Here is a 21,624-nt window from a genome sequence, read left to right on the forward strand (position 1 = left end):
TTCCGTAGGCGAGCAAAGGTGATAAACATGGTGCCATGACGCCGTCCCTCCCCCGCTCGTCGCATGACGACTTCGACGAACCACTCGATCTTACGGAACAGGTCGGTGCCGCTCCTGCCGAGATTCAGCGACCAGAGCCCGTGTGGGTGGATGTGCCCGAGCAGCAGCCCGAAACCGGAGCGGACGGGCGCCAGGTGCTCGGCTGGACGCTGGCGGTACTGGCACTCGTCTGGATCGGGTTTGCAGGGTGGAGCGCGGGCGGATCGGTTCGCGGTCAGGCCTCGCCGGCGTTGCTCGCCGAGTGGCTGGCGATCGCCGCTGCGCCGCTGGTGCTGCTGGGCCTTGCGTGGCTGATCTTCGGCCGGACCCGTCGCCGCGAAGCGGAGCGCTTTACTCAAAGCGTGGCTGCAATGCGTTCCGAAGCGCGCAGCCTGGAGCAGCTGCTGGGCGTGCTTCGCCAGCGCCTGGACGAAGAGCAAGCAGCGCTGTCGGGTCACGCCGAGCGGCTGATGCGGCTGGGCGACGAAGCCGGTCACCGGCTCGGCACCGTAACGCGCGAGCTGGCTGCCGGAAGCGAAACACTGACCCGTCACGCCGCTGCGCTCGACCGCGCGGCGGAGAGCGCGCGGATCGATGTCGGCGTATTGATGGAAGATCTGCCGCGGGCTGAGGCAAGCAGCCGCGCCATGGGCGAGGAACTGCGTTCGGCCGGGCGCGAGGCGAGCGCGCAATCGGCTGCGCTGGAAGCGCAACTGGCGGCGATCAGCGGGCGGGCGCGCGAAGCGGAGGATCAGGTCGGCGGCGCGTCGCAGCGGCTGGTCGCCCATCTCACCCAGATCGAGAGCGCAGGCGCAGCCGCCGCGATGCGGGTCAGCGAGACCGGCACCACGGCGTCGGCGCAGGTCGATGCCTTGCTGGAGCGCACCGGGGAGGCGCTGGGGCTGATCCGCTCCGGTGTCGACGAACAGGCTTCGGCGGTGCGCGGGCTGGTCGAACAGAGCGCGGCGGCGCTCGGCGTGGCCGGTCAGGAGGCTGCCATCCAGCTCGGTTCACGCCTCAGCACCGCGGGACAGGCGCTCGACGGCCTTGCCGCGCGCGTCGCGGAGCAGGACCGCGCGGTAACTGCGCTGGTGGCGGGCCTGGAGCGGCAGCTCGCCGAAGTGGACCAGCGCTTTGTCGACCTGGCAGCCGAAGGCGACATGCGGGCGCAGGCGGTGGCAGCCGCGATCGACCGGGTCCGGCGAGAGCTCGACGGACTTGGCGCGCAGCAGGCGGCGAGCGGCGGCACGCTGGATGATCTCAGCTCCCGTACCGAGCAGCTTCGTCACACGGTCGCCTCCTTGCAGCGCGAGTGCGGTGAGGAACTGAGTGGTGCGCTGGGTCATGCCGAAGGAGGTGCCGAGCGGCTGCTGGCCGCAGTGCAGGCCGCCCGCCCGGACGTCGAATGGATGAGCGAGGCTGCAACCGGCATGACCGCGCGGCTCGAGCAGGGCACGGCCGGGATCGCCGGGCAACAGGAGCGCCTGGCAGGGCTTCTGGCGAGCGTGGAGAGCGGCGTCGGCGGCGCCGAGCAGCGGCTTGCCGACCTTCGTTCTGCCTTGGCGCAAGCGGGTGACGAGGCAACCCGGCTGCAGGCCGAAACCGGTCCTGCCCTGGTGCAGGCCATGGTCCAGATCCGTGAGGCCGCTTCGCAGGCCGCGACGCGGGCGCGGGAGGCTCTTGCCGCAGTCGTGCCGGAGACGACGCAACAACTATCGACCGAGGCGCGCACGGCGCTCGCCCGGGCGGTGGAGGAAAGCGTCGCAGGGCAGCTGGGCGAAGTCGAACGGGTCGCTGCCCGTGCACTGGAGGCAGCTCGAACGGCGTCGAGCGGGCTGTCGCAGCAGATGCTCAACATCGGCCGCACCGCGACGGCGCTCGAACAGCACCTCATCAAAACCCGCGAGGACGATCGGCTGGCGGACAGCGAGGCTTTCGCCCGCCGCGCCGCAACGCTGATCGATTCGCTGCACAACGCCTCGATCGACGTGGGGCGCATCCTCAGCGACGAAGTCGACGACAGGGCTTGGGCCGCCTACCTCAAAGGCGATCGCGGCGTCTTCACACGCAAGGCCGTGCGGCTGCTCAATCCGGGCGAACTTCGGCTTGTCGAGCAGCAGGTCGCCAACGATCGGGACTTCGCCGCCTCAGTGACCCGCTACGTCCAGGATTTCGAGGCAATGCTTCGCCGCGCCTCGGCCGAACAGGAAGGCGGCATGATGTCCGTCACCCTGCTGTCGAGCGACATGGGCCGGCTTTATACCGCACTCGCGCAGGTGCTGGAGCGGCGGCGCTAGGACCTAATTGTAGAAGTCCAGCGTCTCGGCCGTGATCCACCCCTGCGTCCAGTTGGCGTAGAAAAGGGCGAACAACAGGAGCGAGATCAGGCCCGCGCGCAGCAGGTGCCGCTTCAGGTCGAAGCGATGCGGGGCACTGTCCGCCTGCCCCGCGATCCGGGGCGCCCCTACCTCTTCATCGGTCCGCATCCCGAACGGCAGCATCAGAAACGCCGTGAAGACGAAGATCAGGAAGAAGACGGCAAGAGCGCTTCCGGGGTTCACAGGCGGGTTACCAGCACTTCCACGTTGGGCTTCTTGCCGGTCCACAGGGTGGCGCAGCGGCGAACGGCGAGGCGGATGGTCTCGCGCAATTTGTCCTCGTCGCGGATCGGCGTCACGGCCTTGGCGGCGGTCGCCTGCGCGTCGCGGATGAAATCGTCGCGGTCCTCCTCGACCGGCACACCTACTGCACGCACCACCGGATCGGCAGCGAGTGAGCCGTTGCTTCGAAGGACGATGCTGACCGCGATCACGCCCTGAAAGGAAATCCGACGCCGCTCATTGATGGTAGCGCCGTCCGCCGGCAGGATGACGTCGCCGTCGAGCACCAGCCGTCCGACCCGCTCTTCGCCAATCTTCTTCGGCTCGCCAGGCGCCAAACGGATGAGGTCGCCATTTTCCTGGATGAGGCTGCCAGGAACACCGCTTTCGATCCCGAGACGCGCCTGTTCGAGCAGGTGGCGGCGCTCGCCATGAACGGGGACGAGCAGCTTGGGCCGGATCCAGTCGTACATCTGCTGCAGTTCCGGACGGCCGGGGTGACCCGAGACGTGGACGTGGGCCTGCCGCTCGGTGATGGTGCGTACGCCGAGCACGGCGAGCTGATTCATAACCCGCCCGACTGCGCGCTCGTTGCCGGGGATCTGGCGCGAGGAGAAGATCACCGTGTCCATCTCGCCGAGCTTGATCTCATGGCTGCCCGCAGCGATGCGCCCAAGGGCGGCGCGCGGTTCGCCCTGCCCGCCGGTGGCGACGATCAGCAACTCGCGCCGCGGAAGGCGCATCGCTTCGTCGTAGCGGACAGTGTCGGGGAAGTCGGTGAGGTAGCCGGTCGCGCGCGCCACCTGAAGGTAACGCTCGATCGAACGGCCCGCGACCGCGACTTGGCGGCCGGTCGCTTCGGCAACCTTGCCGATCGTGTGCAGCCGCGCGGCGTTGGAGGCGAAGGTGGTGACCAGCACGCGGCCGGGCGACTCTTCGACGGCCTTGAGCAGCCCATCGAAAACCTCGGCTTCGGAGCCCGACGCCTTGTCGGTGAAGGCATTGGTCGAATCGCAGACCATGACATCCACGCCAAGGTCGCCGATGGCGCGCAGCTTTTCGGGGCTGGTCGGATTGCCGAGCACCGGGGTGGGATCTAGCTTCCAGTCACCGGTATGGAAGACACGGCCGTGCGGCGTCTCGATCAGTAGCCCGTTGGCTTCGGGGATCGAATGCGCGAGCGGCACCGGAGTGACCCTGAACGGCCCGAGGTCGAGCACGTCACCGGGATGGATCAGCCGGACCTTGACCTGCCCGCTCAGCCCTTCCTCCTCCAGCTTGTGCGCAATCAGGCCGGCGGTAAAGGGCGTCGCGTATAGCGGCACCCCGAGGTCGGCGGCGAGATAGGGGATGGCACCGATATGATCCTCGTGGCCATGGGTCAGGACCAGCCCGACAAGGTCCTTGCGCCGCTTCTCGATGAACTCGAGGTCGGGAAGGATCAGGTCGATGCCGGGATAATCGGTGTCGCCGAAGGTCATGCCACAGTCGACCATCAGCCACTTGCCGTTGGTACCGTAGAGATTGACGTTCATGCCAATCTCGCCCGACCCGCCGAGGGCGAGGAAGAGAAGTTCGTTGCCTGGTGTCACAATATTTCCTGTCTTTGGCCCGTTGAGAGCGCCTTGTCGCAGTCCATTGCGAAGGTCAGGAGCGGCGGCTGGACTACCTTGCCGCCGGGCTCCTCATGATCTCGGGTCAGGCGGGCCGGAGGCTCCGCGCATGCAGAAGCGCCAATCCACGAATGGTCAGATCGGGCTCAACCGCATCAAATAGATTGTGTTGCTGGAACAAGGTCGCAAGGCCGCCGGTCGCAATGCAGGTCACCGGGCGGCCGATTTCGGCGCGGACACGGGCGAGCAGCCCTCCGATCATGGCGACATAGCCCCAATAGATGCCCGACAACATCTGGCTGGCCGTAGTGCGGCCGATAACGGTCGTGTCGTCCGGCGCCTCGATGGCAATGCGCGGAAGCTTTGCGGCAGCGGCGACTAGAGCGTCTAGGCTGAGATTGATCCCCGGGGCGATGATCCCGCCCTTGTAGGCGCCGTCGTAATCGACGACGTCGAAGGTGGTGGCGGTGCCAAAGTCGATGACCACGAGATCGCCAGGATAAGCGGCATGACCCGCGATGGCGTTCAGCACGCGGTCGGCGCCAACATTGTGCGGTTCATCGACGTCGAGGCTGATTCCCCAGGTCGCGTCGCCCTGCCCCGCAACCAACGCCTCCTGCCCGAAGTATTTGCGCGACAGCACCTGGAGGTTGTGCAGCGCGCGCGGAACCACCGTGCCGATGATGACGCCGGTCACGTCGCCGCGGGCATAGCCTTCGAGGCTGAGCAACTGGTGCAGCCAGACGGCATATTCATCGGCCGTCCGGCGCGGGTCGGTGGCGATCCGCCAGCGCGCGGCGATGCTTCCGTCGTCCGCCAGCAGCGCGAAGACGACGTTGGTGTTTCCCGCATCGACCGCGAGCAGCATGGCCTCAGGCGCTCCCCAGCATGACATCGGCAGCATGGATGCGTCGCTCTTCGCCGTTTGCCAACGAAAGGCGAAGCGCTCCATCGGGGGCCAGCCCAGCGAAACTGCCTTCGATCTTCTCGTCGGCTGCGACATGGACCGAGAGCGGGGTTCCGACCGGATGCGCGCTTTCCAGCCACAGCGCGGCGAGGCCAAGCGGATCGTCGCGCCACCGCTGCAGTTCGCGGGCAAAGGAAGCGGCGAGCAGCGGGGCCAAGGCTTCGGGGCTGACGAGGGCGACCGACGAGAGGGCTACGGTTTCACGGCCCGGGATTTCGGGCGCGTGCGCGAGATTGATCCCGAAGCCGGCGACCACGCGGTCCTCCTGCCTTTCGAGCAGGATACCCGCGAGCTTGGCCGAACCCAGCAGCAGGTCGTTGGGCCATTTCAGCATCAGCCCGGTGGCGGGCGCTGCGGCTTCTACCGCGCGGATCAGGGCGAGGCCGGCAGCCAGCGCGAGGGAGCCGGCCTGCGGGTCGCCGGGGCGCAAGCGGACAAGGGTCGAGCCGTGAAAATTGCCTGCCGGGCTTACCCAAGCGCGGTTCTGGCGCCCCCTGCCCCCGTCCTGCCGGGCGGCGATCAGCCATTCGCCTTCGGGCGCGTGCGGCTCGGCCAGGAGATCGCTGTTGGTCGAGCCGGTGCGCTCGACAAAGCGGATGCGGGTCACCTCTGCGCCTCGCGGCGCATCAGAAGACGCTGGCCGCGTTGGCTGCGGCGGTGGTCAGCGGATTGATCAGCAGATAGCCAAGCGGGCTGATGATCAAGGCGCAGGCAGCGATCAGCACCGTTTCGGTCCGCCCGCGTGCCGGCGCCAGCGGCTCGGCAGGCGCATCGAAATACATGATCTTGATGACCCGCAGATAATAATATGCCCCGATCACGGTCAGCGCGGCGGCAGCTAGCGCCAGTAGCTGCAGTCCGGCATCGACCGCGGCCTGGAAGACCATCAGCTTGGGCCAGAAGCCGAAGAGCGGCGGGATGCCGGCGAGACTGAACATGAACATGGCGATCGCCAACGCCAGCAGCGGCCGGGTCTGCGACAAGCCCGACAGGCTGGCGAGGCTTTCGAGCGGGCGGCCCTCGGCATCGCGCATCCTCATGATGCACAGGAAGGCGCCGAGCGTCATCACGACGTAGACCGCCGAATAGACGAGCACCGCCGTCGCGCCTTCGCGTCCGCCAGCGGCAAGGCCGACCAGCGCAAAGCCGACGTTGTTGATCGACGAATAGGCGAGCAGGCGCTTGATGTTGGTCTGGCCGTAGGCCGCGACCGCGCCGAGGATGATCGAGGCGAGCGCGGCGAAGATGACGATCTGGCGCCACTGGTCGGTGACCGGGCCCATCGCATCCAGGCAGACCCGGGTCGCGAGCAGGATCGCCGCGGCCTTTTGCCCGGCGGCGAAGAAGGCGGTGACCGGCGTCGGCGCGCCTTCGTAGACGTCGGGTGTCCACATGTGGAACGGCACGGCGGCGATCTTGAAGGCGATGCCGGCCAGCGTGAAGACCAGGCCGAACAGCAGGCCGAGGCTGGTGCCTTCGGGGCCGGCAAACGCCGCGGCAATGCCGTCGAAATAGGTCGTGCCAGCAAAGCCGTAGAGCAGGCTGATGCCGTAGAGCAGGATGCCGCTGGCAAGGCCGCCGAGTACGAAATACTTAAGGCCGGCCTCGGCCGAGCGCTCGTCATGACGGCGGTAGGAGGCGAGGACGTAGGCCGAGAGGCTCTGCAACTCGAGGCCGACGTAGAGCATCATGAGGTCGGTCGCGCTGACCATCACCGACGCGCCGAGCGCCGACAAGAGGATCAGCACCGCATATTCTGCGCCATGCTCCTGGTTCTGGTCAAACCAGCCGTGGGCCATGACGATGGCGATCGCGGCCGAGAGGTAGATGATGACCTTGCCGAAAGCGGCGAAGCCGTCGGCCGCCCACATGCCGTCGAACACCGATCCGGCGGTCTGCGGCGCGCCGATCAGAGCGAAGCAGGCGCCAACCAGCAAAGCGATGGCGGCGACATGGGTGATGGTCGAGGACCGCCGCACAAAGGCGGCGACCATCATCAGCACCACGGCGCCGAGGCCGAGGATGACTTCGGGAAGGATCGGAGCGAAGTTCATCAGTGCGCCTCCCCGGCGCCATGTTCGTTGGCCTTGGCCGCCGCGGCAGCCGCCGGGTTGCCGGCGGTCGGACGGCTGTCACCGGCCGGCTTCACCCGCTCGATCCGCGTCAGCAGCCGGCCGACGTCGTCGCGCATCGGCGCCATGAAGCTTTCGGGATAGACGCCCATCCACAGCACGATGGCGGCAATCGGCGCGAGCAGCGCCCATTCGCGGCGGTCGAGATCGACCATCGCCGAAGCCTCTTCCGTCCGCGCGGTGCCGTAGCTGATGCGCCAGTAGAGCCACAGCATGTAAGCCGCGCCGAGGATGATGCCGGTGGTGGCGAAGATCGCGCCCCAGGTCGACACCTCGTAGGTGCCCATCATCGCCAGGAACTCGCCAACGAACCCGCTGGTGCCGGGCAGGCCGACCGCCGCCATGGTGAACAGCAGGAATAGCAAGGCATAAGCCGGCATGTTGTTGGCGAGGCCGCCGTATTTCGCGATCTCGCGGGTGTGCATGCGGTCGTAGATCACGCCAACGCAGAGGAAGAGCGCGCCCGAGACGAGGCCGTGGCTGAGCATCACGATCAGCGAGCCTTCGATCCCCTGCCGATTGAACGCGAACAGGCCGAAGGTGACGAACGCCATGTGAGCGACCGAGGAATAAGCGATCAGCTTCTTCATGTCGCCCTGCACCAGCGCGACCAGGCTGGTGTAGACGATGGCGACGCTCGACAGGCCGAACACCAGGGGCACGAACTGCGCGCTGGCTTCGGGGAACATCGGCAGGCTGAAGCGGATAAAGCCGTAGCCGCCCATCTTCAGCAGCACGCCGGCAAGGATCACCGAGCCCGCGGTCGGCGCCTGGACGTGGGCATCGGGAAGCCAGGTGTGGACTGGCCACATCGGCATCTTCACCGCGAAGCTGGCGAAGAAGGCCAGCCACAGCCAGGTCTGGAGGCCCGGCGCGAAGTCGGTCGCCATCAGCGTCGGGATGTCGCCGGTGCCGGTCTGGCCGATCATCACCAGCATGGCGACCAGCATCAGCACCGAGCCGAGCAGGGTGTAGAGGAAGAACTTGTAGCTCGCCTTGATCCGCTCGACCCCGCCCCAGATGCCGATGATCAGATACATCGGGATGAGGCCGGCTTCGAAGAAGATGTAGAACAGCAGCAGGTCCTGCGCCATGAACACGCCGAGCATCAGCGCCTCCATCAGCAGGAAGGCCGCCATGTATTCGGGCACGCGCTTGTCGATCGAACGCCAGCTGGCACCGATGCAGATCGGCATCAGGAACACGCTGAGCATGATCAGCATCAGCGCGATGCCGTCGATGCCGAGCGCCCAGTTCAGGTAGGGCGTGCCAAGGCTCACCCGCTCCTGGAATTGCCACTGCGCGCCGCCGACGTCGTAGCCAGCCCAGAGGACGCAGCCGAGCACGAACAGCGCCAGCGTCGCGCCAAGCGCCAGCCAGCGCGCACCGTTCGCTTGCAGGAACAGGCAGCCGAGCGCCGCCAGCAGCGGCAGCGCGATCATCACGGAGAGAATGGGAAAGCTCATATCAGCGGGTCATCACCCAGGTGGCCGCGCCGACCAGGCCGAGCAGCATCACCAGCGCATAGGAGTTGAGGTAGCCCGACTGCAGAACGGCCGTCATGCGATTGCCGACGCCGACCGCATAGGCCGCGCCATGCGGGCCGAAGCGGTCGATGGTCTGCACGTCGCCGCGCTTCCAGAAGAAGCGGCCAAGCGCCAGCGAGGGACGGACGAACAAGAAGTTGTAGATCTCGTCGAAATACCACTTGTTCATCAGGAAGGCATGGATCGGGCCGGTCGCAGCGACCCACTTGGCCGGCGTGTCCGGACGGCGGATGTAGTTGTTCCAGGCCAGCGCCAGACCGATCAGCATCACAATGCCCGGCGTCAGCTTCACCCACAGCGGCACCTGGTGCGAGGCGTGCATCAGATGCTCGTTGAAGACCAGGCTTCCGCGCCAGAATTCGGCGCCGCCTTCGGCCTCGATGAAGTAGTGGTGGAAGCCAAAGCCCGCGAACACTGCGCCGAGGCTCAGCACGCCGAGCGGCACCAGCATCGACCACGGGCTTTCGTGCGGATGATAGCCGGCGGTGCCGACCACCGGCTGCGCGGCCCCATGGCTGCTGTCGCCATGCTCTTCGTTCGGGTGATCGTGATGATCGCCGTGAACCGCGTGCTGGATATGCTCCGAACCCGCCCAGCGGGCCTGGCCGAAGAAGGTCAGGAAGATCAGCCGCCAGCTGTAGAAGCTGGTGAGCAGCGCGGCGAAGGAGCCGACAAAGAAGGCCATCGTCCCGTGCACGCTGCCGCTGGCGAACGCGCTCTCGAGGATCGAATCCTTGGAATAGAAGCCGGCGAAGCCGAACACCCCGATGATCCCAACGCCGGTGATCGCCAGCGTGCCGAGCACCATCGCCCAGAAGGTCAGCGGGATCTCTTTCCGAAGCGCGCCATAATAACGCATGTCCTGCTCGTGGTGCATCGCGTGGATGACCGAGCCGGCCCCCAAAAACAGCAGCGCCTTGAAGAAGGCGTGGGTGAACAGGTGGAACATCGCCGAGCCGTAGGCGCCGACGCCCGCGGCGAAGAACATGTAGCCGAGCTGCGAACAGGTCGAATAAGCGATCACGCGCTTGATGTCGTTCTGGACCAGGCCAACCGTTGCCGCGAACAAGGCGGTGGCGAGACCGACATAGGTGACCACCGTCATCGCAGTCGGGCTGACTTCGAACATCGGCGACAGGCGGCAGACCATGAAGACGCCCGCAGTGACCATCGTCGCGGCGTGGATCAGCGCGCTGACCGGGGTCGGGCCTTCCATCGCGTCCGGCAACCAAGTGTGCAGGCCAAGCTGCGCCGACTTGCCCATCGCGCCGACGAACAGCAGCAAGCAGAGCAGGGTCATGGTGTCGACCCGCAGGCCGGCGAAGCCGATGGTCGAACCGGCCATGCCGGGCGCCGCGGCGAGGATCGCCGGGATCGACACGGTGCCGAACACCAGGAAGGTGCCGAAGATGCCGAGGCTGAAGCCGAAGTCGCCGACGCGGTTGACGACGAACGCCTTCATCGCGGCCGCGTTGGCCGAGGGCTTGTGGTACCAGAAACCGATCAGCAGGTAGGAAGCGAGGCCGACCCCTTCCCAGCCGAAGAACATCTGGATCAGGCTGTCGGCCGTCACCAGCATCAGCATGGCGAAGGTAAACAGCGACAGGTAGGCGAAGAAGCGAGGCTGGCTCGGATCCTCGTCCATGTAACCCCAGCTATAGAGGTGGACGAGGCTGGAGACGGTGGTGATCACCACCAGCATGACCGCGGTCAGCGTGTCGACGCGGAGGCTCCAGTCGACTTGCAGATCGCCCGAGCGGATCCACTCCAGCACCGGTACGACGGCCGCTTCGTTGGCGCCCGACATGAAGCCGAGGAAGATCGGCCAGGAGAGCGCGCAGCTGATGAACAGCGCACCGGTGGTGATGGCCTTGGCCGGCACCTTGCCGATGACCCGCCCGCCAAGGCCCGCGACTAGCGCGGCCAGCAGCGGCAGGAAGACGATGAGGATGATCGAGGACTGCATGTTACCCGCGCATCTGGTCGGCGGCGTCGACCGCGATGGTTCCGCGGCGGCGGAAGAAGATCACCAGGATCGCAAGCCCGATCGCGGCCTCGGCGGCAGCGACGGTCAGCACGAACATGGCGAAGATCTGCCCCTTCATGTCGCCAAGGAAGGCGCTGAAGGCGACGAGGTTGATGTTGACGCTGAGCAGCAGCAATTCGATCGCCATCAGCATCAGGATGACGTTGCGGCGGTTGAGGAAGATGCCGAGCACGCCGATCACGAACAGGATCGCCGACACCGTCAGATAATGCACCAGGCCGATCACAGCTCGATCCCCTCGCCGACGGGCTGATTGATGTTGCGCACCGCATCCTGCGGGCGGCGGCCGATCTGGCGATTGGCGTTCTGCCCGCGCGCGTCGCCGCGGCTGCGGTGGGTCAGCACGATCGCGCCGATCATCGCCACCAGCAGAATGAAGCCGGCAAGCTCGAACGGCAGCAGGTAGCGGCTGTAGAGCTCGGTCCCCAGCGCTTCGATGTTCTGGACGGGCTGCGCCAGCGGCGCGCCAGCCAGCGCCGGGCCTGCATTGTAGGCCGAGGTCGCGATCACGATTTCGGCCAGCAGCACGATGGCGATCAGCAGGCCGAACGGCAGGTTGCGGTTGAAGCCCGACCGCAGCTGCGTGAAGTCGATGTCGAGCATCATGACCACGAACAGGAACAGCACCGCGACCGCGCCAACGTAGACGATCACCAGCAGCATGGCGATGAACTCGGCCCCGACCAGCAGCATGAGGCCAGCCGCGTTGAAAAAGGCCAGGATGAGCCACAGCACCGAATGCACGGGGTTGCGGGCGAAGATCACCAGCACGGCGGACGTGATGGTGACGGTCGCGAAGAGATAGAAGGCGAGAGCTGCGATCATGGGATGGCCGGGCGCTTAACGGTAGGGCGCATCGGCGGCAAGGTTCGCCGCGATTGCCGCTTCCCAACGGTCACCGTTCGCGAGTAGCTTGGACTTGTCGTACAACAGCTCTTCCCGCGTTTCGGTGGAGAATTCGAGGTTCGGCCCCTCGACGATGGCGTCGACCGGGCAGGCTTCGGCGCACAGGCCGCAATAGATGCACTTCACCATGTCGATGTCGTAGCGGGTGGTGCGGCGGCTGCCGTCCTCGCGCGGTTCGGCCTCGATGGTGATCGCCAGCGCCGGGCATACCGCTTCGCACAGCTTGCACGCGATGCAGCGTTCTTCGCCGTTCGGATAACGGCGCAGCGCATGCTCACCGCGGAAGCGTGGGCTCTGCGGCGTCTTTTCGTAGGGATAGTTGATCGTCGCCTTGGGCTTGAAGAAATACTTCAGGGTCAGGGCGTGACCCTTCACCAGCTCCCACAAGGTGAACGACTTCAAGATCTGCGCGGCATTCATCGGTTTACCACCAGCCAAGTAGGATCGGCGAATAGCGCGTTGCCATCACCCAGAAACTTATCAGGAACACGAAGAACAGGCTCAGCGGCAGGAAGATCTTCCAGCCCAGCCGCATCAGCTGGTCATAACGGTACCGCGGCACGGTCGCGCGGACCCAGCCGAAGACGAAGAAGAAGAACAGCATCTTGACGAACAGCCAGATGATGCCCGGAATATCGAACCACGGAATGAGGTCGATGTTGAGCGGCGGCAGGAAACCGCCCCAGAACAGGATGGCGTTGAGCGCGCACATCAGGATGACGTTGCCATATTCGCCGAGCCAGAAGAGCGCGAAGCTCATCGAGCTATATTCGGTCTGGAAGCCGGCGACGAGTTCGCTCTCCGCTTCGGTCAGGTCGAACGGCGTGCGGAAGGTCTCGGCCATGGACGAGATGAGGAACACCACCGCCATCGGGAACAGCAGGGGATTGAACCCGAAGCCGTTGAGCAGCCCGAAGATATGCCCCTGCTGCGCCATGACGATGCCGGTCATGTTGAAGGTGCCGGCGTAAAGCACGACGCAGATCAGGACGAAGCCGATCGACACTTCGTAGCTGACCATCTGCGCCGCCGCGCGGAGCGCCGAGAAGAAGGGATATTTCGAGTTGGACGCCCAGCCGGCGATGATCACGCCGTAGACGCCAAGGCTCGACGCCGCGAGAATGTAGAGCAGGCCGACGTTGATGTCGCTGAGCACCACGCCGACATCGAACGGCACCACCGCCCAGACGATCAGCGCGACGGTGAAGCTGATGATCGGCGCCAGCAGGAACAGACCCTTGTTGGCGCTGGTCGGGACGATGGTTTCCTTGAGGAAGACCTTGAGGCCGTCGGCAAAGCTTTGCAGCAGGCCGAACGGGCCGACCACGTTTGGCCCGCGCCGCAGCGCCATGGCAGCCCAGATCTTGCGCTCGGCATAGATGATCATCGCCACCGCTAGCATGAGCGGAAGCGCGATCAGCAGGATGCCGGCGATGGTCGCCAGGAACCACGACCATTCATAGGTCATGCCCCAGCCCTGGAACGTAGCGGTCATTCAGCGGCCTCGGCGAAGGTCTGGCCATGGATCAGCTCGGCGGAGCAGCGCTGCATCACAGGGCTGGCGCGGCTGATGGCATTGGTGAGGTAGAAGTCCTTGACCGGCAGGCCGACCGGGCCGCTGGCATCGGCGGCGAGCACCGGCGGCGACCACGGCAGGTCGATGAGGCCAAGTTCGCCCAGCACCGGGACTTCGGCAACCATCGCCGCGCGCAGCTGGTCGAAGCGGTCGAATGGCAGCGGCTTGCCGATGAGATCAGACACGGCGCGCAGGATGGTCCAGTCCTCGCGCGCCTCGCCCGGAGCGAAGCTTGCCTTTTCGGCGCGCTGCACGCGGCCTTCGAGATTGACGAAGGTGCCATGCTTCTCGCTGTAGGCGGCACCCGGCAGGACGAGGTCGGCTTGGCGGGCCCCCTTGTCGCCGTGATGGCCGATATAGACCTTGAAGGCACTGGCGAAGCGCTCCGGCGCAATTTCGTCGGCACCGAGCAGTAGGACAAGTTCGGGCGACGCAGCCTCCAGATCGGCGATGCCACCCTTCTGGCCGAAGCCCAGCATCAGCGAGGCCATTCGGCTGGCGGCGGTGTGGATGACGTTGAAGCCGTTCCAGCCGTCCTTGACCAGGCCGAGCGGCCCGACCAGCGCCAGCGCGGCGCCGAGTGCTCCCGCACCCAGCGCGCCCGGACCGACGATGACCGCTGGACGCTCCGCCTTGGCGAAGGCGTCCGTGACCGCCTTGGGCAGCTTGCCGAGGATCGAGAGATCATCGCCAATGTCGGTGACCGGATAGGTGAGGTCCACCGAAGGCCCGATGCTGAACACCGCCGCGCCCGCGCGGCGCACGGCCTTGCGCAGGCGGGTGTTGACCAGCGGGGCTTCCCAGCGCGGGTTGGTGCCGATCAGCAGGATGGCATCCGCGGTTTCGATGCCCGCAAGTGTCGAGTTGAACGCCACTGCCGACAGCGAGGTCACATCATAATCGAGGCCGGTTTGGCGCCCTTCAAGTAGGGTAGAACCCTGCCCTTCGAGCAGCTTCTTCGCGGCAAACATCGTCTCGGCGTCAAGCAGGTCGCCGGCAATTGCCGCCACCTTGCTGCCAGCGCTCTTGAGCTTGGCGGCAAACACCTCAAGCGCCTCGGCCCAGCTCGCCGCACGCAGCTTACCGCCTTCGCGGACCCACGGACGATCGAGGCGGTTGCGGACCAAAGCGTCGGCATGATGCCGTGTCTTGTCGCTGATCCACTCCTCGTTCACGTCCTCGTTGATGCGCGGCAGGATGCGCATCACCTGCGGCCCGCGCACGTCGAGGCGGATGTTGCTGCCGACCGCATCCATGACGTCGATCGACGGGATCTTGCGCAGCTCCCACGGGCGATATTCGAAATTCTGCGGCGCCTGCAGCAGCGCGCCCACCGGGCAGAGATCGGCGAGGTTGCCGCTCATCTCGCTGGTCAGTGCGCGCTCAAGATACGCGGTGATCTGCGCATCCTCACCGCGATACAGCATGCCGAGTTCGGGTGTTCCCGCCACTTCCTCGGCAAAGCGCACGCAGCGGGTGCACTGGATACAGCGGGTCATCGAGGTCTTGATGACCGGACCCATATATTTGTCATCGACCGAGCGCTTGTTCTCGGTGAAGCGGCTCGACGAACGGCCATAGGCCATCGCCTGGTCCTGCAAGTCGCATTCGCCGCCCTGGTCGCAGATCGGGCAATCGAGAGGGTGGTTGATGAGCAGGAACTCCATCACCCCTTCGCGTGCCTTCTTGACCATCGGCGTGTCGGTACGGATCACCTGATTGTCGGCCGCCGGAAGCGCGCAGCTCGCTTGCGGCTTGGGCGGCCCGGGCGCGACTTCGACCAGGCACATGCGGCAATTGCCGGCGATGCTCAGCCGCTCGTGGTAGCAGAAGCGCGGAATCTCCTTTCCGGCAAGCTCGCACGCCTGCAGCACGGTCGCCCCTGCGGGGACCTCGATCTCTTCGCCGTCGACAGTGACCTTGGGCATTATTCGGCAGCCTCGAGCATCGCCCCGCCGTTGCGCTCCGCCATGCGGCGTTCGAGCTCGGGGCGGAAATGTTTGATCAGGCCCTGGATCGGCCAGGCCGCCGCGTCGCCCAGCGCGCAGATGGTGTGGCCTTCGACCTGCTTGGTGACGTCGTGCAGCTTGTCGATGAGGTCCGGCGTGCCGTCGCCTTCGCGAAGCCGCTCCATGATCCGCCACATCCAGCCGGTGCCTTCGCGGCACGGGGTGCACTGGCCGCAGCTTTCATGCTTGTAGAAATAGCTGATGCGGCTGATCGCGCGGACGATGTCGGTCGACTTGTCCATGACGATCACGGCCGCGGTGCCAAGGCCCGAACCGACAGCCTTCAGGCCATCGAAGTCCATCGGCGCGTCCATGATCTCGGCCGCCGGAACCAGCGGGACCGAGCTTCCGCCCGGGATCACCGCGAGGAGATTGTCCCACCCGCCGCGGATGCCGCCGCAGTGGCGGTCGATCAGTTCGCGGAAGGAGATGCTCATGCTCTCCTCGACCACCGCCGGCTTGTTCACATGCCCGCTGATCTGGAAGAGCTTGGTGCCCTCGTTCTTCTCGCGTCCGAAGCCGGCGAACCAGCTGGCGCCGCGGCGCAGGATGGTCGGGACCACGGCGATCGATTCGACGTTGTTGACGGTGGTCGGGCAGCCGTAGAGGCCCGCACCCGCCGGGAACGGCGGCTTGAGGCGCGGACGGCCCTGCTTGCCTTCGAGGCTCTCGAGCATCGCGGTCTCTTCGCCGCAGATGTAGGCGCCCGCGCCGCGGTGGCAGAAGATGTCGAAGTCGTAGCCCGACCCCGCCGCATTCTTGCCGACCAGGCCGGCGGCATAGGCCTCGGCGATGGCCTTTTCGAGCGCCTGTGCTTCGCGGATATATTCGCCGCGGATGTAGATGTAGCAGGCCCGCGCGCGCATCGCGAAGCTGGCGATCAACGCGCCTTCGATCAGCTTGTGCGGATCGTGGCGGATGATCTCGCGGTCCTTGCAGGACCCCGGCTCGGATTCGTCGGCGTTGATGACCAGGAAGTTGGGTTTGCCGGGCTTGGGCTCCTTGGGCATGAAGCTCCACTTCATGCCGGTCGGGAAGCCCGCCCCGCCGCGTCCGCGCAGGCCCGAGGCCTTGACCGCGTCGATGATGGCGTCCTGGCCGACGGCCATCAGCGCCTTGGTATTATCCCAGTCGCCGCGCGCCTGCGCCGCCTTCAGATCGGGCGACTGGAAGCCGTAGACGTTGGTGAAGATGCGGTCCTTGTCGGACAGCGGTCCCGTGTAGCCCATCTTAAAGCGAGCCCTGGCTGAGGAAGTAGATGACTGCGATCACGATCGCCGCGAGGACGGCAAGCTTGACCACGCCCTTGATGAACTTGAGCGCGAGAAAGGCGGCGATCACGCCGACGATGACAAGGATGACGGAGCCGTCCACTCAGGCGCCCTCCCCGGCTTCCGACCACATCGGGCGATAGTCGTAGTTGCGCTCGGTCATCTTCTTGAGGCTGGTTGGACCGCCCTCGGGGCAGCTCGTCTGCCGGCCGATCTGCGAGCCCGCCTTGACCGGCGCGCCGGACGCCAGTGCATCCAGCACCTTGGTCATGCTGGCCTCGGTCAGATCCTCGAAGTTGTCGTCGTTGATCTGAACCATCGGCGCGTTGGCGCAGGCGCCTAGGCACTCAACCTCGGTGAGGGTGAACAGGCCATCGGCCGTTGTTCCGCCCTTCTTCATGCCCTTGGCGTAGCAGGCCTTGAGCACGTCGTCGGAGCCGCGCAGCATGCACGGCGTCGTGCCGCACACCTGCACGTGATACTTACCGACGGGCACCAGATTGAACATGGTGTAGAAGCTGGCGACCTCCATCGCGCGGATCGGCGGCAACCCGCATTCCGCCGCGACGAATTCGATCACGGGAACAGGCAGCCAGCCCTGCGTGCCGGTCTCCGCGCCGACCTGCCGCTGAGCGAGGTCGAGCAACGGGATCACGGCTGACGCCTTGCGGCCTTCCGGATATTTGGCGAGCGCACGCGCGGCCTCGGGCGCATGCGCCTTGTCCCAGGTGAAGCTGCCCCACCGCTCGCGCAGCTCGGGAACGTCGGGGGCGAAATGACGCTCAGCCATTGCTCTTCTTCCGGTTGACGAGGCCGATCGTCAGATTGGCAAAGGCGACGGGGAGCAAGGCAATGCCCACCGTCTTGTTGCTGCCAAACGCAAGCAGGCCGAGCGCAGCCGCAAGGATGATCAAGGCAAAGACCAGATTAAGGGTGCCGAGTTGCTCGCGGGTCACCGGTCACACTCCCCGAACACGATGTCCATCGCGCCGAGCACGGCGGTCGTATCGGCCAGCATGTGACCCTTCATCATGAAGTCCATTGCCTGCAGGTGGCTGAACGCGGTCGGCCGGATCTTGCAGCGGTAGGGCTTGTTGGTGCCGTCGGCGACCAGATAGACGCCAAACTCGCCCTTGGGGCTTTCGGTCGCGACATACACTTCGCCCGCCGGCACGTGATAGCCTTCGGTGTAGAGCTTGAAGTGATGGATCAGCGCTTCCATCGAGGTCTTCATTTCGGCGCGCTTGGGCGGAAACACCTTGCGATCGTCGGAGCCAATCGGACCCGCCGGCATCTCGTTCAGGCACTGGCGGACGATCCGCCAGCTCTGCCGCACCTCTTCCACGCGGACCATGAAGCGATCGTAGCAATCGCCGCGCGTGCCGACCGGCACGTCGAAGTCCATCCGGTCGTAGACTTCGTAAGGCTGCGACTTGCGGATATCCCACGGAATGCCCGAGCCGCGGATCATCGGGCCGGAAAAGCCCCACGCGATCGCATCTTCCTTGGAAACGATCGCGATATCGACGTTGCGCTGCTTGAAGATCCGGTTGTCGGCGACCAGGCTGATCGCGTCTTCGAACAGCTGCAAGCGCTTGTCGAGGAATGTGCCGATCTCGTCCAGCGTTTTGGGCGCGATGTCCTGGTGGACGCCGCCGACGCGGAAATAGTTGGCGTGCATCCGCGCGCCCGACACGCTTTCGTAGATCTGCATCAGATCTTCGCGCAGCTCGAACAACCACAGGTTGGGCGTCATCGCACCCACGTCCATGACGTGGGAGCCGAGGTTCAGCATGTGGTTCTTGATGCGGGTCAGTTCCGCCATCATCACCCGGATGTATTGGGCACGCAGCGGGATCTCGAGACCCATCAGCTTCTCGGCCGCGAGCACGAAGCTATGCTCCATGCACATCGGAGAGCAGTAATCGAGGCGATCGAAATAGGGGATCGCCTGCGCGTAGGTCTTGTATTCGATCAGCTTTTCGGTGCCGCGGTGGAGCAGGCCGACGTGCGGATCGACCCGCTCTACGATCTCGCCGTCGAGCTCAAGGATCAGGCGCAGAACGCCGTGCGCAGCCGGATGCTGCGGGCCGAAGTTGATGGTGTAGTTGTTGATCGCCTGGTCGCCAGGCTCAGACTGCACGCCGAGCTCGACTGTGCGGGTCTGCTTCTGCACCTCGCTCGCCGTCGCCGGATGCTCCGACGTCGGCAGAATATCCTGGTCAATCGCCATTATTGCGCCTCCCCGCTGTCGCGGGTCACATTGGGGCTGTCTGGTACCGGCTCGTCGGTGTCGGTAGCCTTGCCGCCAAGCTGCGCCGACTTGTCCGTGTTGGACTTGCGTGCTTCGGCGGACGCTTCCGCCTTGCCGGCCGTTCCGCGATCCTCATTGTCGGTGTTGTAGGGCTTCTCGCCGCCCCGATGACCAGCACCGCTGGCTGGCGCCATCTTGGGCTCCTCGGCCTTGACCGAAGCAGGCGCGGGCGACGGCGCGCCAGCAGCCTGCGGCTCCGCCTTCTCGTCGCCCGGCAGGCGGTATTCCGGCCCGTTCCACGGCGTCAGGAAGTCGAACGCACGGAAGTCCTGCGCCAGGCTGACCGGCTCGTAGACCACCCGCTTCTCGGCTTCCGAATAACGCATCTCGGTATAGCCGGTGAGCGGGAAATCCTTGCGCAGCGGATGCCCTTCGAACCCGTAATCGGTTAGGATCCGACGAAGGTCCGCATTGCCGGCGAACGTCACGCCATAGAGGTCAAAAACCTCGCGCTCGAGCCAGCCGGCTACCGGCCACAAGGTTGTGACGGTCGGCACCGGAGTCGTCTCGTCAGTCCGCACCTTGACGCGGATGCGGCGATTCCGGGTTAGCGAGAGGAGGTGGTAATTGACCTCGAACCGCTCGGGATTGTCGGGATAATCGACCCCGGCAATCTCCATAAGCTGCTGGTACTCAAGGCCCGGCGTGTCGCGCAGTAGGCGGCAGACGTCAGCCAGTCCGTCGCGCTGCACGGTCAGCGTGATCTCGTCCGCTTGATCCTTGGTCTCGAGAATCAGCGAACCAAGCGCAGCCTCAGCGGCGGCGATCACGCCTTCGTCGGACGCGGTTCTGGGAGCCGAATGGGTCACCGTTCGAACGTCCCTTCGCGGCGGATCTTCCGCTGCAACTGCATGATCCCGTACAGCAGCGCCTCGGCAGTCGGCGGGCAGCCGGGGACATAGATGTCGACCGGCACGATGCGGTCGCAACCGCGCACCACCGAATAGCTGTAATGGTAGTAGCCGCCACCGTTGGCGCAGCTGCCCATCGAGATGACGTAGCGCGGCTCGGCCATCTGGTCGTAGACGCGGCGCAGCGCCGGGGCCATCTTGTTGCACAAGGTGCCGGCGACGATCATCACGTCCGACTGGCGCGGAGAGGCGCGCGGGGCGACGCCGAACCGCTCCAGGTCATAGCGCGGCATGTTGACGTGGATCATCTCCACCGCGCAGCAGGCGAGCCCGAAGGTCATCCACCACAGCGAGCCCGTGCGAGCCCAGGTGAACAGGTCTTCGGCCGACGTGACGAGAAAGCCCTTCTCATCGAGGTCCTTGCCCATTTCGGTCAGGCGGGCATGTTCCGGCGAACCGGGGACCAACCCATAGGCGCGGGCAAGCTCTTCCTCAGTCGGGTAAGGGTTCGCCGCGGGATCGAGCATCACTCCCATTCGAGCGCTCCCTTCTTCCAGGCATAGGCAAGGCCAAGCGCCAGTTCGGCGAGGAACACCATCATCGCGCCCCAGCCGAGCCAGCCGGTGGAATCGAGGGTGACCGCCCACGGGAACAGGAACGCCGCTTCAAGGTCGAACACGATGAACAGGATCGCGACCAGGTAGAAGCGGACATCGAACTGCGAACGCGAATCCTCGAACGCCGGGAAGCCGCACTCATATTCGGTGAGCTTCTCGGCATACGGCTTGTCGGCGCCGGTGAACTTGGACGCGATGATCGGCGCGATCACGAACACCAGGCTGAGGCCCAGCGCTACGCCCAGGAACAACAGGATCGGCAGATATTGTGCGGCGACTGCGGCCACGAGTGACTCCGGTACGTGAGGTTGGCCGCGCTCTAAAGCAGCGCAAGGCCTGAAACAACTGTCAGAAGGGCCTATAAAGCCCGCTTTGTTCCCCTATTGCGGGGAGATGGACGGGCGGCGACAATGAACAAGGCAGAAAAGTACGGTCGCTGGCTGTCCAAGCCGTTTGTTTTCATCACGCTAGCAGGTCAGCCACCCAGCCGGTCTTGGGCTAACGCACAGCCTTGCGGAACCAAAGAGCTATGGCAAAATGATCAGCTACTCACGATGGCTTGTGCGCAACCCTTCCTGCGCTAGGGTGACGTACCTGACGGAGTGAAGCGTACCCATGATCCTTATGTCCGCCTTTCTGCTTCTCGCGGCTCCCGTGGCCGCAACCAAGGCGCCGCTATCTTCTTATGAACCGCAAACTGTCGCGAACTGGCTCCAGGCAGAAGGGTATCGAGCAGCTATCGATCCCAACAAAGAGGAGAAGGAGCCCTCCGTCGGCCCCATTATCAGATCCTCGGAAGGCGGGGTGAGCTTCAATATCTTCTTCTACAATTGCACCCGCAAGACGAAGTGCGAGGATGTTCAATTCTATGTCGGCTGGAACTATGGGGATGAGAAACAGCCAAGCGCACAGCTGATCAATCAGTGGAATGCGCAAAAGCGCTTTACCAAGGCGTATCTCGACAATGACGGCGACCCAACGCTTGAGATGGACGTGCTGTTTACCAACGGCAAGCTGGACGAGGCGAGCTGGCGGGAGAACTTCGACATCTTCGTCGATGCACTTGGCGAATTTCAGCAGTCGCTGAACCAGGAGAAGAAAGCCGGAACCTCGCCGCAGCGCTCTGCTACCTAGC

22 protein-coding genes are annotated in these 21,624 nt (G+C 65.2%); 2 read left to right on the forward strand and 20 right to left on the reverse strand.

What is annotated here, in order from left to right; translation table 11 throughout:
- Positions 1-35 precede the first annotated feature (35 nt).
- Positions 36-2,336 (forward strand): hypothetical protein, encoded by a 2,301-nt coding sequence (locus ACP69Z_RS12190; RefSeq protein ID WP_426267746.1) that lies wholly within the window; start codon positions 36-38, stop codon positions 2,334-2,336.
- A gap of 3 nt (positions 2,337-2,339) precedes the next feature.
- Here the strand turns inward: ACP69Z_RS12190 and ACP69Z_RS12195 are convergent, their stop codons facing one another.
- From ACP69Z_RS12195 to ndhC, 20 genes are all read right to left on the reverse strand, one after another.
- Positions 2,340-2,600, reverse strand: a complete 261-nt coding sequence (locus ACP69Z_RS12195) for a DUF1467 family protein (protein WP_426267747.1) — start codon at positions 2,598-2,600, stop codon at positions 2,340-2,342.
- Positions 2,597-4,231 carry a ribonuclease J gene (locus ACP69Z_RS12200; RefSeq protein ID WP_426267748.1) on the reverse strand — a complete coding sequence of 545 codons (1,635 nt, stop codon included), beginning with the start codon at positions 4,229-4,231 and terminating at the stop codon, positions 2,597-2,599. The genes ACP69Z_RS12195 and ACP69Z_RS12200 overlap by 4 nt, the downstream gene beginning before the upstream one ends.
- Before the next feature lie 106 nt (positions 4,232-4,337).
- Positions 4,338-5,120 (reverse strand): type III pantothenate kinase, encoded by a 783-nt coding sequence (locus ACP69Z_RS12205; protein WP_426268103.1) that lies wholly within the window; start codon positions 5,118-5,120, stop codon positions 4,338-4,340.
- Positions 5,121-5,124: 4 nt separating this feature from the next.
- Positions 5,125-5,826 carry a biotin--[acetyl-CoA-carboxylase] ligase gene (locus ACP69Z_RS12210; RefSeq protein ID WP_426267749.1) on the reverse strand — a complete coding sequence of 234 codons (702 nt, stop codon included), beginning with the start codon at positions 5,824-5,826 and terminating at the stop codon, positions 5,125-5,127.
- Positions 5,827-5,845: 19 nt separating this feature from the next.
- The gene (nuoN, locus tag ACP69Z_RS12215) at positions 5,846-7,273 is read right to left on the reverse strand and encodes an NADH-quinone oxidoreductase subunit NuoN (RefSeq protein WP_426267750.1); all 1,428 of its coding nucleotides are present in this window, start codon (positions 7,271-7,273) and stop codon (positions 5,846-5,848) included.
- Positions 7,273-8,817, reverse strand: a complete 1,545-nt coding sequence (locus ACP69Z_RS12220) for an NADH-quinone oxidoreductase subunit M (RefSeq protein WP_426267751.1) — start codon at positions 8,815-8,817, stop codon at positions 7,273-7,275. The genes nuoN and ACP69Z_RS12220 overlap by 1 nt, the downstream gene beginning before the upstream one ends.
- Position 8,818: 1 nt before the next feature.
- The gene (gene nuoL / locus ACP69Z_RS12225; RefSeq protein ID WP_426267752.1) at positions 8,819-10,864 is read right to left on the reverse strand and encodes an NADH-quinone oxidoreductase subunit L; all 2,046 of its coding nucleotides are present in this window, start codon (positions 10,862-10,864) and stop codon (positions 8,819-8,821) included.
- A gap of 1 nt (position 10,865) precedes the next feature.
- On the reverse strand, positions 10,866-11,171 hold the full coding sequence (gene nuoK / locus ACP69Z_RS12230; protein WP_168070202.1) for an NADH-quinone oxidoreductase subunit NuoK: 306 nt from the start codon (positions 11,169-11,171) through the stop codon (positions 10,866-10,868).
- Positions 11,168-11,770, reverse strand: a complete 603-nt coding sequence (locus ACP69Z_RS12235; protein WP_426267753.1) for an NADH-quinone oxidoreductase subunit J — start codon at positions 11,768-11,770, stop codon at positions 11,168-11,170. Before ACP69Z_RS12235 ends, nuoK begins: the two co-directional genes overlap by 4 nt.
- A 15-nt stretch (positions 11,771-11,785) precedes the next feature.
- Positions 11,786-12,271, reverse strand: coding sequence for an NADH-quinone oxidoreductase subunit NuoI (nuoI, locus tag ACP69Z_RS12240; RefSeq protein ID WP_426267754.1), 486 nt, complete (start codon positions 12,269-12,271; stop codon positions 11,786-11,788).
- Positions 12,272-12,275: 4 nt separating this feature from the next.
- Positions 12,276-13,346 (reverse strand): NADH-quinone oxidoreductase subunit NuoH, encoded by a 1,071-nt coding sequence (gene nuoH / locus ACP69Z_RS12245; protein ID WP_426267755.1) that lies wholly within the window; start codon positions 13,344-13,346, stop codon positions 12,276-12,278.
- Complete coding sequence (nuoG, locus tag ACP69Z_RS12250) at positions 13,343-15,355, reverse strand: NADH-quinone oxidoreductase subunit NuoG (RefSeq protein ID WP_426267756.1); 2,013 nt, start codon at positions 15,353-15,355, stop codon at positions 13,343-13,345. Before nuoG ends, nuoH begins: the two co-directional genes overlap by 4 nt.
- Entirely contained in the window at positions 15,355-16,665 is a 1,311-nt protein-coding gene (nuoF, locus tag ACP69Z_RS12255; RefSeq protein WP_426267757.1) for an NADH-quinone oxidoreductase subunit NuoF, read from the reverse strand. The genes nuoG and nuoF overlap by 1 nt, the downstream gene beginning before the upstream one ends.
- Position 16,666: 1 nt before the next feature.
- On the reverse strand, positions 16,667-16,810 hold the full coding sequence (locus ACP69Z_RS12260; RefSeq protein ID WP_426267758.1) for a hypothetical protein: 144 nt from the start codon (positions 16,808-16,810) through the stop codon (positions 16,667-16,669).
- On the reverse strand, positions 16,811-17,497 hold the full coding sequence (locus ACP69Z_RS12265; protein ID WP_426267759.1) for a complex I 24 kDa subunit family protein: 687 nt from the start codon (positions 17,495-17,497) through the stop codon (positions 16,811-16,813). It abuts the gene before it with no gap.
- On the reverse strand, positions 17,490-17,663 hold the full coding sequence (locus ACP69Z_RS12270; RefSeq protein WP_426267760.1) for a hypothetical protein: 174 nt from the start codon (positions 17,661-17,663) through the stop codon (positions 17,490-17,492). Before ACP69Z_RS12270 ends, ACP69Z_RS12265 begins: the two co-directional genes overlap by 8 nt.
- Complete coding sequence (locus tag ACP69Z_RS12275; RefSeq protein ID WP_426267761.1) at positions 17,660-18,940, reverse strand: NADH-quinone oxidoreductase subunit D; 1,281 nt, start codon at positions 18,938-18,940, stop codon at positions 17,660-17,662. The genes ACP69Z_RS12270 and ACP69Z_RS12275 overlap by 4 nt, the downstream gene beginning before the upstream one ends.
- Positions 18,940-19,830: an NADH-quinone oxidoreductase subunit C gene (locus tag ACP69Z_RS12280; RefSeq protein WP_426267762.1), complete on the reverse strand. Its 891-nt coding sequence runs from the start codon at positions 19,828-19,830 to the stop codon at positions 18,940-18,942. The genes ACP69Z_RS12275 and ACP69Z_RS12280 overlap by 1 nt, the downstream gene beginning before the upstream one ends.
- Positions 19,827-20,300, reverse strand: a complete 474-nt coding sequence (locus ACP69Z_RS12285; protein WP_168071064.1) for a NuoB/complex I 20 kDa subunit family protein — start codon at positions 20,298-20,300, stop codon at positions 19,827-19,829. Before ACP69Z_RS12285 ends, ACP69Z_RS12280 begins: the two co-directional genes overlap by 4 nt.
- Before the next feature lie 98 nt (positions 20,301-20,398).
- Complete coding sequence (gene ndhC / locus ACP69Z_RS12290) at positions 20,399-20,776, reverse strand: NADH-quinone oxidoreductase subunit A (RefSeq protein WP_426267763.1); 378 nt, start codon at positions 20,774-20,776, stop codon at positions 20,399-20,401.
- Between the two features lie 328 nt (positions 20,777-21,104).
- Here ndhC and ACP69Z_RS12295 point away from each other — a divergent pair, with 328 nt between their 5' ends.
- Entirely contained in the window at positions 21,105-21,623 is a 519-nt protein-coding gene (locus ACP69Z_RS12295; protein ID WP_426267764.1) for a YbjN domain-containing protein, read from the forward strand.
- Position 21,624: the final 1 nt, after the last annotated feature.

The sequence above is a fragment of the Sphingomonas sp. LHG3443-2 genome (assembly GCF_049896405.1).
Classification (GTDB): Bacteria; Pseudomonadota; Alphaproteobacteria; order Sphingomonadales; family Sphingomonadaceae; genus Sphingomicrobium.